This is a genomic window from Mesorhizobium sp. M8A.F.Ca.ET.207.01.1.1 (assembly GCF_004794715.1).
In the GTDB taxonomy this organism is placed as follows: domain Bacteria; phylum Pseudomonadota; class Alphaproteobacteria; order Rhizobiales; family Rhizobiaceae; genus Mesorhizobium.
Genome location: NZ_SRUS01000005.1, coordinates 347,615 through 362,241 on the forward strand (window position 1 = coordinate 347,615; position 14,627 = coordinate 362,241).

A 14,627-nucleotide genomic window follows, 5' to 3' on the forward strand; every position below is an offset into this window, starting at 1 on the left:
CCTCCATCTCCACATTGCACAAGGCATTTGGTTCGGTAAAATGATATTTTGCGCCGTTTCATTAACTCAGGGGTTATCAAATTCATGTCCGAGAGCCGCATCCGGTTCCGCCACCTGCAGGCATTCCTGGAAGTTGCGCGACAAGGCAGCGTGGCTCGCGCAGCCGATTTTCTGCATGTCAGCGCGCCGGCGGTGACCAAGACGCTGCGTGAACTGGAAGACGCGCTCGGTGTCGCCGTCGTCGAGCGTGACGGGCGCGGCATCCGCGTCACGAGGCTTGGCGAGATTTTCCTCGGCCATGCCGGTTCGGCGATTACGGCTCTCAAGCGCGGTGTCGATTCCGTCCGCCAGGACGGCGCCGTCAATCGCCATCCGATCCGCATCGGCGCGCTGCCGACCGTGTCGGCGAAGGTCATGCCGCGAGCCATGAGCCTGTTCCTGCGGGAAAATACCGGCGCCGCTCTCAAAATCGTCACCGGCGAAAACGCTGTTCTGCTTGAACAGTTGCGCATCGGCGCGCTCGACCTCGTCGTCGGACGGCTGGCGGCGCCCGAGAACATGACCGGCTTTTTCTTCGAACATCTCTACTCCGAACAAGTGCTGTTCGTGGTGCGGGCCGGACATCCGCTACTGGAGCCGGGGGCCGACATCTTCGCCAGCCTCGACGAATTTCCGGTGCTGATGCCGACCCGGGAATCCGTCATCCGGCCCTTTGTCGATCGCCTGTTCATAACCAACGGCATGACCGCGCCGGCCACCGAGATCGAGACGGTCTCGGATTCGTTCGGCCGCGCCTTCATGCGGCAGAGCAATGCGGTGTGGATCATTTCGGCCGGCGTGGTCGCCAACGAGATCGCCAACGGCGCCTTCGTCTCCCTGCCGGTCGACACCGACGAGACCAAGGGGCCGGTCGGCCTGACGATGCGCACCGACACCGCCCCCTCGCCGGCCTTCACCATTCTGCTGCAAACCATTCGCGAGGCGGCCAGATCGGGCAGCTAAGGCATCGACTGGTCAGACGGGCTCCGTCTTCCCTCAGGAATCCGCTAACCCCAGGGTTAATGAAACACCGCAAAATATCATTTTACCGAACCAAATCACTGGTGCACTGTACCGATGGAGGACCACAGAGGGAGGAATGCATGACCTACGCTAGCAGTAGCAGATCCAGTATTCGTGGCGTGTCGCGGCGCCAGTTTCTCGCCACCTCGATGGCTGGCGGCGCGGCACTCGCGCTTGGTGGCGGCAAGGCCTTCGCCCAGGCTGAGAACACGCTGAAGGTCGGCTTCGTCAGCCCGCGCACCGGACCGCTCGGCGGCTTCGGCGAGACCGACGGCTATGTGCTCGACCTAGCCCGCAAGGCGCTGGCCGGCGGCATCGAGCTCGGCGGCAAGAAATACAGTGTGGAAATCCTCGACCAGGACACGCAATCGGACCCCTCCCGCGCGGGCCAGCTCGCCAAGGACCTGATCAACAACCAGGCCATCGACCTGATGCTCGCGGTATCGACGCCCGAAGTGATAAACCCGGTGGCCGATGCCTGCGAAGCCGCCGGCGTGCCATGCCTGTCGACGGTCATGCCGTGGGAAGCCTGGTATTTCGGCCGCGGCGCCAAGCCCGGCGCGCCCTCGCCGTTCAAATGGACCTATCATTTCGGCTTCGGGGTCGACGAATTCTTCAGGGCCTACGTGTCGCAGTGGAATCTGATCGAGACCAACAAGAAGGTCGGCGTCATGTATCCGAACGACGCCGACGGCAACGCCATCCGAGCTCATCTGGCCCCGTTGCTGGCCAAGCAGGGTTTTACCATTGTCGATCCCGGCGCCTATGAGACCGGCACCACCGACTATTCCTCGCAGATCGCGCTGTTCAAGCAGGAAGGCGTCGAGATCTTCAACTCGTTCCCGATCCCGCCGGACTTCGCCGCTTTCTGGCGCCAGGCGGCGCAGCAAGGCCTGATCAGGCAGATCAAGATCTGCCAGGTGGCCAAGACCGGGCTGTTTCCCTCCGACATCGAGGCGCTCGGCGACCTCGGCATGAAGATTTCGAGCGCCGCCTACTGGCATAAGGCCTTCCCCTACAAGTCGCCTTTGACCGGCGTCTCTGGGACCGAGCTTGCCGACGGCTACGAGGCGGCGAGCGGCAAACAATGGACGCAGCAGCTCGGCGCCTCGATGTCGTTGCTCGACGCCGGCTTCGAGGCGCTGAAAGCGAGCTCCAATGCCAAGGACAAGGCGGCTGTGGCCAAGGCGCTGAGCACGCTCAAGACCGAAACCATGATCGGCAAAGTCGACTTCACCGGCGGCCCGGTGGCCAATGTGTCGCCCGGCCCGATCATCGGCACGCAATGGATTGCCGGCAAGGAAGGCAGCAAGTTCCCGCTCGACTACGTCGTGACCGAGAACGCCACCGACCCGAAAGTGCCTGTCGAAGCCAAGCTGCTGCCCTACAACGGCTGATGGACCGCTGACGAGGACCGCCTGGTGACCCATCCGCAACAACAGGTTGTTCTCGCCGCCGCCGGCATCCACAAGCGCTTCGGCGCGCTCGTGGTGCTGGAGGCCGTCGATTTCACCATGGCCGCCGACGAGGCGGTCGGGATTGTCGGCCCGAACGGCGCCGGCAAGACCACGCTGCTCAGCGTGCTTTCAGGCGCCTTTCCGCCGAGCGCCGGCTCGGTCTCCTTCAAGGGCGGCGATGTAACGGCGCTGCCGGCGACGGCGCGTTGCCGCCTGGGCCTGGTGCGCACGCATCAGGTGCCTAAACCATTCAGCGGCATGACCACCTTCGAGAATGTTTTTGTTGCCGCGTCACATGGCGCGGGGCTCGGCCGCGACGAGGCCTATGAGGAGGCGCTCGGCTCGCTGAAGCTGTGCGGCATGCTTGGGGTCGCCAACCGGCGCGCCGAGACGCTCGGCCTGCTCGACCGGAAACGTCTGGAATTGGCACGCGCATTGGCGGCCCGGCCAACGCTGCTGCTGCTGGACGAGATCGGCGGCGGCCTGACCGATGGCGAAGCCGGCGAGCTTGTCGACACGATCAAGGAATTGCGTCGGCGCAAGATCGGCATCGTCTGGATCGAGCACATCGTGCACATCCTGCTGCAGGTGGCCGAGCGGCTGATCTGCATGGATGCGGGCAAGATCATCGCCGATGGCGAGCCGCAAACGGTGATGGCCGACCCGGAGGTCGTGCGCGCCTATCTCGGCGGAGGCCCGAAATGAGCCTGCTGTCGGTCGAGAACCTGGTTGTCCGGCACGGCCTGCTGCAGGCGGTGCGCGGCGTCAGCTTCGGCGTCAAGCGCGGCGAAACGCTGGCGCTGGTCGGCGCCAATGGCGCCGGCAAGACGACGCTGCTCAGGGCCATCGCCGGCGCGCACCAGCCGGCGGCCGGCCGTGTGCTTCTGGATGGCGCCGATCTCACCAGCGTGCCGTCGCACAGACGCGTCGGCATGGGCATAGCGCTGGTGCCGGAAGGGCGAAAACTGTTCGTGCGGATGACGGTCGAGGAGAACCTGCTGCTGGGCAAGACCACTGGGCGGCCAGGCGACTGGAGCGTCGACAGAGTGCTGGACATGTTTCCCAATCTGAAACCGCGCCGCCATGCCAAGACTGGTCATCTCTCCGGCGGCGAGCAGCAGGCGACGGCGATCGGCAGGGCGCTGATGAGCAATCCCGACGTGCTGCTGCTCGACGAGGTGTCGCTCGGCCTGTCGCCGCTGATCGTCGACCGCGTCTATGCCGCGCTGCAAGGCCTGATCCGCTCGGGAACCACGATCATCCTGGTCGAGCAGGATCTCAACCGGGCGCTGTCAGTCTCCGACAAGGTCATCTGCATGCTGGAAGGACGCATCGCGCTCGCGGCCGACAGCAAGAGCGTTTCGCGCGACGAGGTGACGAAAGCCTATTTCGGCCTGCACAAGCAGAAGGCCGAGCCGGCATGAGCAACCAGATCGTCCAGGGCGTCCTGCTTGGCGGCTATTACGCGCTCATCGCCTGCGGCCTGTCCTTCATGTTTTCGGTGATGCGCATCATCAATCTCGCCCATGGCAGCCTGGCCGTGTTCTCGGCCTACGCGCTGTGGTGGCTGGCCTCGCGCTTCCACATTCCGCCCTTTGCCGGCCTGCTCATCGTGCTGCCGCTGATGGCCCTGATCGGCTGGGCGCTGCAGCGCTTCCTGCTCGAGCGCAGCGCGCGCGGCGGCGCGCTGCTGCCGATCCTGACGACCTTCGGCCTCGCCATCGTCATCGACAACATGCTGTTCGAACAGTTCGGCGCCGATACGCGCTCGCTGGCGCCCTATATCGGCAGCCTGTCCTACGATTCCTGGGAATGGCCGGGAAGCATCTATGTCGGCAAGCTGGCGGTGATCATGTTCATCGCCGCCGTGGTGCTGCTTGGCGGCTTGCAGCTCTTCCTCAGCCGCACCGGGCTCGGCCGCGCGATCCGCGCCACCTCGGAGGATCCCGACACCGCCGGGCTGGTCGGCGTCGATGCGCGCCGCGCCAATGCTGTCGCCGCGGCAATCGCCATGGTGACGGTCGGTCTTGCCGGCGCTTTCCTCGGCATGCGCGCTACCTTCGATCCCTATGCCGGTGCGCCGCAACTGCTGTTCGCCTTCGAGGCCGCCGTCATCGGCGGCGCCGGTTCGCTGTGGGGCACGCTGGTCGGCGGCATCGTGCTGGCGCTGGCCCAGACGCTCGGCGCGCAGGTGCATCCGCAAGGCTTCCTCATCGGCGGCCACGCCGTGTTCCTCATCGTGCTGTTCGTGCGGCTTTCGATGGCCGACCTCAGCCTGCGCAGCCTGCTCAACCCGCCGTCGAGGAGCGCGTCATGAGCGCCGTCTCGCCCGTCATCGAGCGCGGCACCGCGACCTCGCGCATTGCGGCGATAACGGTCGCCATCATCATTGGGCTGCTCGCCATCACCCCGCAATTCCTGTCGGCCGGCGCGGTGGACCGCATGACGGCGCTGTTCATCTATGTGATCCTGGCGGCGATGTGGAACGCGCTGGCCGGTTTCGGCGGCCTGGTCTCGGTCGGCCAGCAGGTGTTCTTCGGGCTTGGCGCATATTTCGCCATCCGTCTTGCCGATGCCGGTCTCAATCCTTTCCTGGCGCTCTTTGCATCGGGAATTATCGTCGGCGCGGTTTCCTGGCCGCTGTCGCTCTTCATGCTGCGGCTCAAGAACGGCGAGTTCGCCATTGGCATGTGGGTGATCGCGGCGCTCACCCATCTCCTGGTCAATCTCGACCGGCTGGTGCAAGGCGAAACCGGCACCTCGCTGATCTCGCTCAACGTCTACGATGCCTCGATGAGGCGGGTGACCATCTACTGGCTGGCGCTGGCCTCGATGACGGCCCTGCTCGCTGCCCTCTTCGGCCTGCTGCGCGGCAGCACGGGCGCCGCCATCCGCGCCATTCGCGACAATGAGGATGCGGCCGCTTCGGTCGGCGTGCGCGTCACCGGCACCAAGCGGCTGCTGTTCGTGCTTGCCGCCTTCGGCATCGGCATTGCCGGCGCATTGTGGCTGGCGACCTCCATCACCTTCCAGCCGAAAACCTACTTCAACGTGCAGTGGACAGCCTACATGATCTTCATGGTTCTGGTCGGTGGCATCGGCACGTTCGAGGGCGCCATTCTCGGCGCGCTGGTCTTCTTCCTCATCGAGACCTGGTTCGGCGGCGCCGGCGTCTGGTACCTGATCGGCCTCGGCGCCACCGCCGTGCTGTTTTCGCTTTTCCTGCCGCGCGGCCTGTGGGGAACGATCGAGGAGCGCTTTGGGCTGCGCCTGCTGCCGGTCGGCTACCGCGTCAAGCTGCCGGCGAACGTCGCCGATGGCGGCATGATCCCGTCGCAGCAAGCCACAACATATCAGGAGAAGGCATGAGCATGCTTTTCGGCAAGACCATCCTCATCACCGGGGCTGCCTCCGGCATCGGCGCACGCACGGCGGAGCTTGCCGGCCAGCTCGGCGCCGACGTGATCGGCGCCGATGTGCGCGAGCCGGCTGCAGCGGTTGGCAGTTTCGTCAAGGCCGACATCTCGTCGAAGGCGGGCGTCGATGAGCTCATCGCGCGCCTGCCGCAGCGCATCGATGCACTCTGCAATGTCGCCGGCCTCTCCGGCAACACCGGTGCGGCCTCGACGCTGGCCGTCAACTTCTTCGGTCTGCGTGCGCTCTCGGAAGGGCTTGCGCCCAGCCTTCGCGAAGGCGGCGCCATCGTCAACGTCGCCTCGATCGCCGGTTATGGCTGGCGCGCCAATCTCAACCGCGCCGCCTCGATGGTCGGCATCGAAGGTTTCCCCGATGTCGCCAAAGTGGTCGCCGACCACGCGATGAAGAACGAGGAAGGCTACCCCGTGTCCAAGGAACTGCTGCTCCTGTGGACGATGCGCGCGGCACATCAGGAGCTGTTCAGGAACCGTGGCATCCGCGTCAATGCGGTGAGCCCTGGCCCGGTCGAAACACCGATCCTGAAACAGTTTCGCTCCGTGCTTGGCGATGCCCGCGTCGACAGCGATATCGCCCGGGTCGGACGTGCCGGCACATCGGGTGACGTCGCGCCTGTCGTGCTGTTCCTGTGCTCGGACGGCGCGCGCTGGGTCAACGGCGCTAATGTGCCGGTTGACGGTGGCCTCGAAGCATCCATCAATGCCGAAGTGCTCGGCTTCTAATCTGTGAAGCTCCATCGAGAGCGAGGGAAAAAACAATGGATATCGGACTTCTGATCGACGGCGACGAAAGGGCGGCAACAGGCAAGGCCTCCTACGAGCGCCTGGATCCCTTCACCGGCAAACTGGCGACGCGCGCCGCGGCGGCCAGCATCGCCGACGCCAACGCGGCCGTCGACGCAGCCGCCGCCGCCTTTCCCGCCTGGTCGAGGACCGGTCCCGGCGAACGACGCGCGCTGCTCTCCAAGGCCGCCGATGTGATGGGCTCGAAGGTCGCTGAATTCACCAGGCTGATGATGGAAGAGACCGGCGCCACCGGCCCCTGGGCTGGCTTCAACGTCATGCTAGCCGCCAATATGCTGCGCGAGGCGGCCGCCATGACGACGCAGATTTCGGGTGAGATCATCCCGTCCGACAAGCCGGGCACGCTCGCCATGGCGATCCGCCAGCCGGCCGGTGTATGCCTCGGCATCGCACCCTGGAATGCGCCGGTCATTCTCGGGACACGCGCCGTGGCCATGCCGATCGCCTGCGGCAACACCGTGGTGCTGAAAACCTCCGAAATGTGCCCGGGCACGCATCGGCTGATCGGCCAGGTGCTGGTCGAGGCAGGGCTGCCCAAGGGCGTCATTAACGTCGTCACCAACGATCCTAAAGACGCTGCCGGTATCGTTGAAGCGCTAGTCGCGCATCCCGCGGTGAAACGCGTCAACTTTACCGGCTCGACCAAGGTCGGCCGGATCATCGCCGAGCTCGCCGGCCGGCACCTCAAGCCGGCGCTGCTCGAACTCGGCGGCAAGGCGCCGCTTTTGGTGCTGGACGATGCCGACATCGACGCGGCGGTCAATGCGGCCGCTTTCGGCGCCTTCATGCATCAGGGCCAGATCTGCATGTCGACAGAGCGGCTGATCGTCGATGAAAAGATCGCCGATGAATTCGTGGCAAAACTCGCGGTCCGCGCCTCGCAACTGCCGGCGGGAGACCCGCGCGGCCATGTCGTGCTGGGCTCGCTGATCAGCAGCCAGGCGGCCGACAAGATGGAGGAACTTGTCGCCGATGCCGTGGCCAAGGGCGCCAAGCTTGTCGCCGGTGGCAAGCGCAGCGGTACCGTGGTCGAGGCAACGCTGCTCGATCACGTGACGCCGACGATGCGCGTCTATTCGGAAGAATCCTTCGGACCGGTCAAGCCGGTGATCCGCGTCAAGGGCGAGGACGAGGCCGTGCGGGTCGCCAACGACACCGAATATGGCCTGTCGTCAGCCGTCTTCAGCCGCGACATCAAACGTGCGTTTGCCGTCGCCGCCCGCATCGAAGCTGGCATCTGCCATATCAACGGACCGACGGTCGGCGATGAGGCGCAGATGCCGTTCGGCGGCGTCAAGGGCTCCGGCTATGGCCGTTTCGGCGGCAAGGCCTCGATCGCCGAATTCACCGATTTGCGCTGGGTGACGATCGAGGACCCTGGCCAGCATTATCCGTTCTGACCGGACTGCTTTGGACGGCTGACCGTCAAACAGCCAGCGACGGTGTGAAGCGAATACTGGCGGATTGCTTCTGGCCAGGCGCCAGTACGATGCAGCCGGTATGGATCTTCTCGTCATCCATCCGGTTGAAAGCGTCGGTGATGTTGCTGACCGGCTCGGCGCAAAAGAACGGCTCGCCCGGCGGCGTGTAGAGGACGAGGAAATCGAGCGGCGCCTCCGCCTCGATGTCCAGCTGCCGTTCGTGTTCGGGCCAGGAGATTCGGGCGCGGCGCGTCCATCCCGTGAAGACCGTGTCGAAGTCGACCTCCGATACGTCAAAGCCGATGGATGGATCGGCCCCGCCAGGCGGCGGGACATGCCGGATGGGCAGGACCTCCGCATCGGTTTCCCACATGCCTGATACCCGGGCCTGGACATGCGTCCACGGTGTCGACGGGAAATAGGGATGGAGGCCGAAGCCCACCGGCATCGGCGCGTCCGACAGGTTGCGCACCGCAATGGTCATGCAAGCCTGCCGTCAGCCAGAAAGATCTTCTGCTCGGCTTCATAGCTCCATGGCCAGGTATCGGCGGTGTGCCGGTAGCGCAGGACGATCATGCTGGCTTGGTGGCTGATGACCGTCCATGGGCGACGCCAGCCATGGCCATGCTCGTAGTGCGGATCGTCAGGCTGGCTGGGCAATTGGATCGAACGCCCCGCGAATTCGAAGCGGCCACCCCTGATACGGTTGGAGTAGGGAACGAGCGGAAAGCAAGCCATGGCGCCAGCATCGCGACGGCTGATCGCCACTGGATCGGTCGGGCGCAGCCAATCCACGGCTGAACCATCCTGCCACCACCGATACGACGCCAGCGCTCCGCCGGCCGCCGGAGCAATCTCGACCGTCGCGATGCCGTCACTGATCGAGACCAGCTCCGTGCGCTGCGCGACGGCCACAGCGGAATTCTTTGTCATTGGCACTCCCCAATCCCTTGACTCCAATCGCCATGGCGATAAGACATATCATATGAATAGTATGAAGAATAGAAAATCGTTCAGCACGGCACGCACGTCACGGGTTGCCGTGGCGGTTTCCAGCGGCTCCACCGCGCTGCACGCCACCGTTGTCGAGCAGATCGGCTTGCGGATCGTGCAAGGCGACTTCCTCCCCGGCGAGGCCCTGCCCAATGCCGACGATTCCAGCGAGATGCTGGGGGTCAGCCGCACGGTGCTGCGCGAGGCGATCAAGGTGCTGGCCGGCAAGGGGCTGGTCGAATCGCGGCCAAAGACCGGCACGCGGGTGCGGCCTCGCGCCGACTGGAATTTCCTCGACCCCGACGTCCTGTCCTGGCGCTATGCCGGCGGTGTCAGCGCCGAGGATGTGCGGGCGTTGTTCGAATTGCGCCGCGCCATCGAGCCGATGTCGGCAGCCCTCGCCGCGCAGCGTGCAACGGAGGCGCAGATCGCCGAGATCCATGCGGCACTGGCCGAAATGGAAGCAGTCAGCGACGATGGCGACCGCTTCGCCAAGCCCGATTTGGTGTTCCACCAGACCATCCTGCGCATGACCGGCAACGAGTTGATCGGCTCGCTGGCGGCGCTGGTCGAGACCGCATTGGTAATGAGCTTTCGCCTTTCCAACGACAATCCGGAAGGCCAGCGCCATTCCTTGCCGCTGCACCGGGAAGTGGCCGAGAAGATTGCCGCCGGCGACGCCGCCGGCGCGCAAAAGGCGCTGCTGGTGCTCATCGACAATGCGGAGGACGACGTGCGCCGCAGCGTCGAGAACCGCAACAAACGCCGCAATGACCGGGGCCAGCAATCGTGACCGAAACCAAACGCAAACTGCGGTCCGAAGCCTGGTTCGGCGGTGAGGGCAAGAATGCCTTCATGCACCGCAGCTGGATGAAGAATCAGGGCATTCCCGCAGACGCTTTCGACGGCCGCCCGGTGATCGGCATCTGCAACACCTGGTCGGAACTGACCCCGTGCAATGCGCATTTGCGGGCGCTGGCAGACCACGTCAAACGTGGCGTCTACGAGGCCGGCGGCCTGCCGCTGGAATTCCCGGTCATGTCGCTGGGCGAAAGCAACATGCGCCCGACCGCCATGCTGTTTCGCAACCTCGCCAGCATGGATGTCGAGGAATCCATCCGTGGCAATCCGATCGATGGCGTCATCCTGCTGGTCGGCTGCGACAAGACCACGCCGGCGCTCTTGATGGGGGCTGCCTCGTGCAACCTGCCGACCATCGCCGTGTCAGGCGGACCCATGCTCAACGGCAAGTTCCGTGGACAGGATATCGGCTCCGGCACGCATGTCTGGAAATTCGCCGAGGAGGTCAAGGCCGGCCGCATGCCGGTCGCCGACTTCCTCGCCGCCGAGCAGGGCCAGAGCCGGTCGGCGGGCAGCTGCATGACGATGGGCACCGCTTCGACGATGGCAAGCATGGTGGAAGCGCTCGGCATCGGCATGCCGGACAACGCCGCGATCCCCGCGGTGGATTCGCGCCGTGGCGTGCTCGCCCAGCTGGCCGGACGCCAGATCGTCGATCTCGTCCGCCGCGACGTGACGATTTCGCAGATCCTCACCAGGCAGGCCTTCGAGAACGCCATTCGCGTCAACGGCGCGATCGGCGGTTCGACCAATGCGGTGCTGCATCTGATCGCCATCGCCAACCGGGTTGGTGTCGATCTCAGCCTCGATGACTGGGACCGCCTTGGCCGCGACGTTCCGACCATTGTCGACCTGATGCCGTCGGGCCGGTTCCTGATGGAAGATTTCTACTATGCCGGGGGGCTAGCTGCGGTCATGGCGTCGCTTGATGAAGTGGGGCTTCTTCATCGCGACGCCATGACCGTCAGCGCCAAGACCATCGGTGAACTGATCGACGGTGCGCCCAACTACAACCGTGAGGTCATCCGCCCGCTGAGCGAGCCGCTGACCAAGGAGGGCGGCATTTCGATCCTGCGCGGCAATCTGGCGCCCAACGGAGCGGTCATCAAGCCGTCCGCGGCAACACCCGAGCTGATGCAGCATCGCGGCAGGGCCGTCGTCTTCGAGAATATCGAGCACTACTACGCCCGCATCGACGATCCGGAACTGGATATCGATGCCTCCTCGGTGATGGTGCTGAAGAACTGCGGGCCGCGCGGCTATCCCGGGATGGCCGAGGTCGGCAACATGCCGCTGCCGGCCAAGCTGCTTAGAGAAGGCGTCTCCGACATGGTGCGCATTTCGGACGCGCGCATGAGCGGCACGGCCTACGGTACGGTGGTGCTGCATGTGGCGCCCGAAGCCGCGGCAGGTGGCACGCTTGCCCTGGTGCGTGACGGTGATCTCATCGAGCTCGACGTTGCCGGCCGTCGTCTCGAGCTTTTGGTGTCGGATGAAGAGTTGGCCATCCGCCGCCGTGACTGGAAGCCCCCGACGCCACCGCTGGGCGGCTACCAGAGCCTCTATGTCGAGCGCGTGCTGCAGGCCGACAAGGGCTGCGACTTCGACTTTCTCGTCGGCCGGCGCGATGCCGGCGTCCCCCGGCATTCCCACTAGAGAGGCGCGCGATGACGGATCAGATCGGCAGCTACGCGACCTACCCCAGCCTCAAGGGCCGCAGCGTGTTCATTACCGGCGGCGGAAGCGGTATCGGCGAAAGCCTGGTGCGCCATTTCTGTGCGCAAGGCAGCCGCGTCGCCTTCGCCGATCTGGCCGAGGAGCCTTCGCGGCGCCTGGTCGATGCGATCGTGACCGAGGGGCATGCCGCGCCGCTGTTCATTCCCTGCGACCTGCGCAATGTCGAGCAGTTGCAAGCGGCGACCGCGGAGGCGATGCAGCACAACGGCCCGATCCAGGTGCTTTGCAACAATGCCGGCAATGACGACCGCCACCAGACCAAGGACGTGACGGTGGCGTATTGGGACGACCGCATGGCGGTCAATCTGCGCCACCAGTTCTTCGCGGCCCAGGCAGTGCGCCCGCAGATGAGCGCGCAGGGCGGCGGCTCGATCATCAATTTCGGCTCCATCACCTGGATGGTCGGCGATCCCGATTGCCCCGCCTATGTGACCGCCAAGGCGGCGGTGTACGGCATGACGCGGGCGCTGGCCCGCGAACTCGGCCCCGAGCGCATCCGCGTCAACTGCATGGTGCCGGGCTGGGTGATGACCGAGCGCCAGATGAGCCTGTGGCTGAACCCGGCCGGCGAACGCCAGATCGACGAGAGGCAGTGCCTGCCCGATCGGCTGCAGCCCTCCGACATCGCGCGCATGGCGCTGTTCCTCGCCGCCGACGACAGCCGCATGTGCACGAGCCAGCAGTTCATCGTCGATGCTGGCTGGGTGTGACCGGTACAGCCTCAAAGGAAGAAGGGTATTTCATGCGTCTGGTACAGTACACAACGCCCGATGGCGGCAGGCGGGTCGGCCGGGTTTCCGATGACGGCAACCGCCTGCATCCGCTCGACAAGACCAGCACCGTGCTGGAACTCGCCGAAGCGGCGATTGCCCAGGGTGCATCGATCACGGCGCTGGTCGAGAAGCGGACAGGTGCGGCCACGGTCGACTATGGCGAACTGCTGCGCGATGGCCGCGTGCTCGCTCCCGTCGACCACCCGGAGCCGGCGCGGTTCCTGGTCACCGGCACCGGCCTGACCCATACCGGAAGTGCCGCCGCGCGCGACAAGATGCATGTGCTGACCCATGGCGAAGACGCCGAGGAATCGGATTCGCTGAAGATCTTCCGCATGGGCCTGGAAGGCGGCAAGCCCGGCGCCGGCAAGATCGGAATCCAGCCCGAATGGTTCTTCAAGGGTGTCGGCACCTGTGTCGTGCCGCCCGGCGCCGATCTGCCCATGCCGGCTTTCGCACGCGCCGGTGCCGAGGAGGCCGAGATCGTCGGGCTCTACCTCAATGGGCCTGATGGCCGCCCCTATCGCATCGGCTATGCGCTCGGCAATGAATATTCCGACCATGTGACGGAGGCCGAGAACTACCTCTATCTCGCCCATTCGAAACTCCGCTCCTGCTCGATCGGTCCGGAGCTCTTGATCGGCGACCTGCCCGAAGAAGTGCGCGGCCATTCCCGCATCCTGCGCGACGGCGCGGTCATCTGGGAACAGGAATTCCTGTCGGGCGAAGCGCACATGTCGCACTCGATCGCCAATCTCGAACATTTCCATTTCCGCTACCCCATGCACCGCAGGGCGGGCGACCTGCACGCCTATTTCTTCGGGGCGGCGGTGATGAGCTACGCCTCCGGTATCAAGACGGCTTCCGGCGACGAGTATGAAATCCAGGCACAGGCATTCGGCAAGCCGCTGCGCAACCGGATGGTGTCGGTGCCGGACGAGGGACTGGTCGCCGTCACCCAGCTGTGACGGCAAAGCCCCGGAAATTACGGTCCACCAGAACGACAATGGGAGATTAAAAATGGGACTGAAGAAAGCATTTCTGAGATTAGCGACAATCGGGCTTGGCATCGGCCTGATGACATCGGCGGCGCTGGCCGCGAACCTTCGCGTGCTGGCCTGGGACGGCTATGCCGACCCGGACTGGGTGAAAGACTTCACCGCCGCCACCGGCATTGGCGTCGATGTCGTCTTCATCGGCAGCGATGACGAGATCTGGGCCAAGATCAAGGGCAGCGAAGGGCAGGACTTTGATGTCTTCGCCGTCAACACCGCCCAGTTGCAGCGCTACATCAAGGCCGATCTGGTATCGCCGATCGACATCGCGAAACTGCCGAACCAGAAGGAGGTGCTGCCGCGCTTCCGCGACCTGTCGCAGGTCAGCGGCGACACCAAGGACGGCAAGGTCTACGGCATTCCGTTCTGCTTCGATTCCATCGGGCTGATCTACGACACCGACAAGGTCAAGCCGGCGCCGACCTCGATGTCAGTGCTGTGGGATCCGGCCTACAAGGGCAAGATCCTCGCCTATGACAATGGCGAGCACAATTTCTCCTTCACCGCGCTGACGCTCGGCTACAAGGATCCGTTCAACCTCAATGCGGAGCAGATGGCGGCGGTCAAGGCCAAGCTGGTCGAACTCAAGCGCAATGTGCTGAGCTTCTACACCACCGCCGACGAGGCGCAGCAGATATACCAGAACAATGACGTCGCCCTGATCTGGGCCAATTACGGCCAGCAGCAGGTCAAGGCGTTGCAGAAGATCGGCGCCCATGTCGCCTACGTCAACCCGAGCGAAGGCGCGCTTGCCTGGCTAGACAACTGGGTGATCTCCAAGGGTGTCCGCGACAATGCGGCGGCCGAGAAGTGGATCGACTTCATGCTGAGCAAGAAGATCGGCGGCGAGCTTTCCGAGCGTACCGGCTTTGGCAACACCGTGGTCGAGTCGAGCAGCGCCGGCGGCAACGACAAGCTGGTCTGGCTCAACAATGTCGAGGATCCGCTCAAGCGTTCGGACATGTGGAATGAGGTCAAGGCGACGCCCTGATCTTTTCCGCGCCTGACCTCGAAGGACCCGGCGGTCCGG

The 14,627-nt window shown here is 64.8% G+C and carries 15 protein-coding genes; 13 read left to right on the plus strand and 2 right to left on the minus strand.

Features of this window, described 5'->3' with window-relative positions; all coding sequences use genetic code 11:
• Window positions 1–84: 84 nt before the first annotated feature.
• The 8 genes from pcaQ to EN850_RS17170 all read left to right on the plus strand — a co-directional run bounded on the left by pcaQ (window position 85) and on the right by EN850_RS17170 (window position 8,157).
• Window positions 85–1,002, plus strand: coding sequence for a pca operon transcription factor PcaQ (gene pcaQ, locus EN850_RS17135; RefSeq protein ID WP_135916153.1), 918 nt, complete (start codon window positions 85–87; stop codon window positions 1,000–1,002).
• 140 nt (window positions 1,003–1,142) lie between these two features.
• Window positions 1,143–2,459 (plus strand): ABC transporter substrate-binding protein, encoded by a 1,317-nt coding sequence (locus EN850_RS17140; RefSeq protein ID WP_136091832.1) that lies wholly within the window; start codon window positions 1,143–1,145, stop codon window positions 2,457–2,459.
• Window positions 2,460–2,480: 21 nt separating this feature from the next.
• Window positions 2,481–3,224 carry an ABC transporter ATP-binding protein gene (locus EN850_RS17145; RefSeq protein ID WP_136091833.1) on the plus strand — a complete coding sequence of 248 codons (744 nt, stop codon included), beginning with the start codon at window positions 2,481–2,483 and terminating at the stop codon, window positions 3,222–3,224.
• Window positions 3,221–3,943: an ABC transporter ATP-binding protein gene (locus EN850_RS17150; protein WP_136091834.1), complete on the plus strand. Its 723-nt coding sequence runs from the start codon at window positions 3,221–3,223 to the stop codon at window positions 3,941–3,943. Before EN850_RS17145 ends, EN850_RS17150 begins: the two co-directional genes overlap by 4 nt.
• The gene (locus EN850_RS17155) at window positions 3,940–4,836 is read left to right on the plus strand and encodes a branched-chain amino acid ABC transporter permease (protein ID WP_136091835.1); all 897 of its coding nucleotides are present in this window, start codon (window positions 3,940–3,942) and stop codon (window positions 4,834–4,836) included. The genes EN850_RS17150 and EN850_RS17155 overlap by 4 nt, the downstream gene beginning before the upstream one ends.
• Window positions 4,833–5,888 (plus strand): branched-chain amino acid ABC transporter permease, encoded by a 1,056-nt coding sequence (locus EN850_RS17160; RefSeq protein WP_136091836.1) that lies wholly within the window; start codon window positions 4,833–4,835, stop codon window positions 5,886–5,888. Before EN850_RS17155 ends, EN850_RS17160 begins: the two co-directional genes overlap by 4 nt.
• A gap of 2 nt (window positions 5,889–5,890) precedes the next feature.
• Complete coding sequence (locus EN850_RS17165; RefSeq protein WP_136091957.1) at window positions 5,891–6,676, plus strand: coniferyl-alcohol dehydrogenase; 786 nt, start codon at window positions 5,891–5,893, stop codon at window positions 6,674–6,676.
• Window positions 6,677–6,711: 35 nt separating this feature from the next.
• Complete coding sequence (locus EN850_RS17170; RefSeq protein ID WP_136091837.1) at window positions 6,712–8,157, plus strand: aldehyde dehydrogenase; 1,446 nt, start codon at window positions 6,712–6,714, stop codon at window positions 8,155–8,157.
• A gap of 25 nt (window positions 8,158–8,182) precedes the next feature.
• Here EN850_RS17170 and EN850_RS37745 read toward each other — a convergent pair whose 3' ends face one another.
• Both EN850_RS37745 and EN850_RS37750 read right to left on the minus strand, forming a co-directional pair.
• Window positions 8,183–8,662: a hypothetical protein gene (locus tag EN850_RS37745; RefSeq protein ID WP_281407277.1), complete on the minus strand. Its 480-nt coding sequence runs from the start codon at window positions 8,660–8,662 to the stop codon at window positions 8,183–8,185.
• Complete coding sequence (locus EN850_RS37750) at window positions 8,659–9,111, minus strand: hypothetical protein (protein WP_281407278.1); 453 nt, start codon at window positions 9,109–9,111, stop codon at window positions 8,659–8,661. Before EN850_RS37750 ends, EN850_RS37745 begins: the two co-directional genes overlap by 4 nt.
• Window positions 9,112–9,172: 61 nt before the next feature.
• On the opposite strand from EN850_RS37750, the gene EN850_RS17180 reads away from it, so the two are divergent.
• Genes EN850_RS17180 through EN850_RS17200 form a run of 5 tightly spaced genes read left to right on the plus strand, consistent with a single transcriptional unit; the run spans window position 9,173 to window position 14,588 of the window.
• Complete coding sequence (locus EN850_RS17180; RefSeq protein WP_167531350.1) at window positions 9,173–9,964, plus strand: FadR/GntR family transcriptional regulator; 792 nt, start codon at window positions 9,173–9,175, stop codon at window positions 9,962–9,964.
• Window positions 9,961–11,688 carry an IlvD/Edd family dehydratase gene (locus EN850_RS17185; protein ID WP_135865112.1) on the plus strand — a complete coding sequence of 576 codons (1,728 nt, stop codon included), beginning with the start codon at window positions 9,961–9,963 and terminating at the stop codon, window positions 11,686–11,688. The genes EN850_RS17180 and EN850_RS17185 overlap by 4 nt, the downstream gene beginning before the upstream one ends.
• A gap of 11 nt (window positions 11,689–11,699) precedes the next feature.
• Window positions 11,700–12,479, plus strand: coding sequence for an SDR family oxidoreductase (locus EN850_RS17190; protein ID WP_135865110.1), 780 nt, complete (start codon window positions 11,700–11,702; stop codon window positions 12,477–12,479).
• A 32-nt stretch (window positions 12,480–12,511) separates the two neighbouring features.
• On the plus strand, window positions 12,512–13,510 hold the full coding sequence (araD1, locus tag EN850_RS17195; RefSeq protein WP_127870555.1) for an AraD1 family protein: 999 nt from the start codon (window positions 12,512–12,514) through the stop codon (window positions 13,508–13,510).
• A 52-nt stretch (window positions 13,511–13,562) separates the two neighbouring features.
• Window positions 13,563–14,588 carry an ABC transporter substrate-binding protein gene (locus EN850_RS17200; RefSeq protein WP_136091838.1) on the plus strand — a complete coding sequence of 342 codons (1,026 nt, stop codon included), beginning with the start codon at window positions 13,563–13,565 and terminating at the stop codon, window positions 14,586–14,588.
• The last annotated feature ends 39 nt before the right edge of the window (window positions 14,589–14,627 follow it).

What these genes read in the sequence shown, in the direction of transcription:
- pcaQ (WP_135916153.1), top strand. Translation starts at nt 85, where the DNA reads ATGTCCGAGAGCCGCATCCGGTTCCGCCACCTGCAGGCATTCCTGGAA.
- EN850_RS17140 (WP_136091832.1), top strand. Translation starts at nt 1,143, where the DNA reads ATGACCTACGCTAGCAGTAGCAGATCCAGTATTCGTGGCGTGTCGCGG.
- EN850_RS17150 (WP_136091834.1), top strand. Translation starts at nt 3,221, where the DNA reads ATGAGCCTGCTGTCGGTCGAGAACCTGGTTGTCCGGCACGGCCTGCTG.
- EN850_RS17155 (WP_136091835.1), top strand. Translation starts at nt 3,940, where the DNA reads ATGAGCAACCAGATCGTCCAGGGCGTCCTGCTTGGCGGCTATTACGCG.
- EN850_RS17160 (WP_136091836.1), top strand. Translation starts at nt 4,833, where the DNA reads ATGAGCGCCGTCTCGCCCGTCATCGAGCGCGGCACCGCGACCTCGCGC.
- EN850_RS17165 (WP_136091957.1), top strand. Translation starts at nt 5,891, where the DNA reads ATGCTTTTCGGCAAGACCATCCTCATCACCGGGGCTGCCTCCGGCATC.
- EN850_RS17170 (WP_136091837.1), top strand. Translation starts at nt 6,712, where the DNA reads ATGGATATCGGACTTCTGATCGACGGCGACGAAAGGGCGGCAACAGGC.
- EN850_RS37745 (WP_281407277.1), bottom strand. Translation starts at nt 8,662, where the DNA reads ATGACCATTGCGGTGCGCAACCTGTCGGACGCGCCGATGCCGGTGGGC.
- EN850_RS37750 (WP_281407278.1), bottom strand. Translation starts at nt 9,111, where the DNA reads ATGACAAAGAATTCCGCTGTGGCCGTCGCGCAGCGCACGGAGCTGGTC.
- EN850_RS17180 (WP_167531350.1), top strand. Translation starts at nt 9,173, where the DNA reads ATGAAGAATAGAAAATCGTTCAGCACGGCACGCACGTCACGGGTTGCC.
- EN850_RS17190 (WP_135865110.1), top strand. Translation starts at nt 11,700, where the DNA reads ATGACGGATCAGATCGGCAGCTACGCGACCTACCCCAGCCTCAAGGGC.
- araD1 (WP_127870555.1), top strand. Translation starts at nt 12,512, where the DNA reads ATGCGTCTGGTACAGTACACAACGCCCGATGGCGGCAGGCGGGTCGGC.
- EN850_RS17200 (WP_136091838.1), top strand. Translation starts at nt 13,563, where the DNA reads ATGGGACTGAAGAAAGCATTTCTGAGATTAGCGACAATCGGGCTTGGC.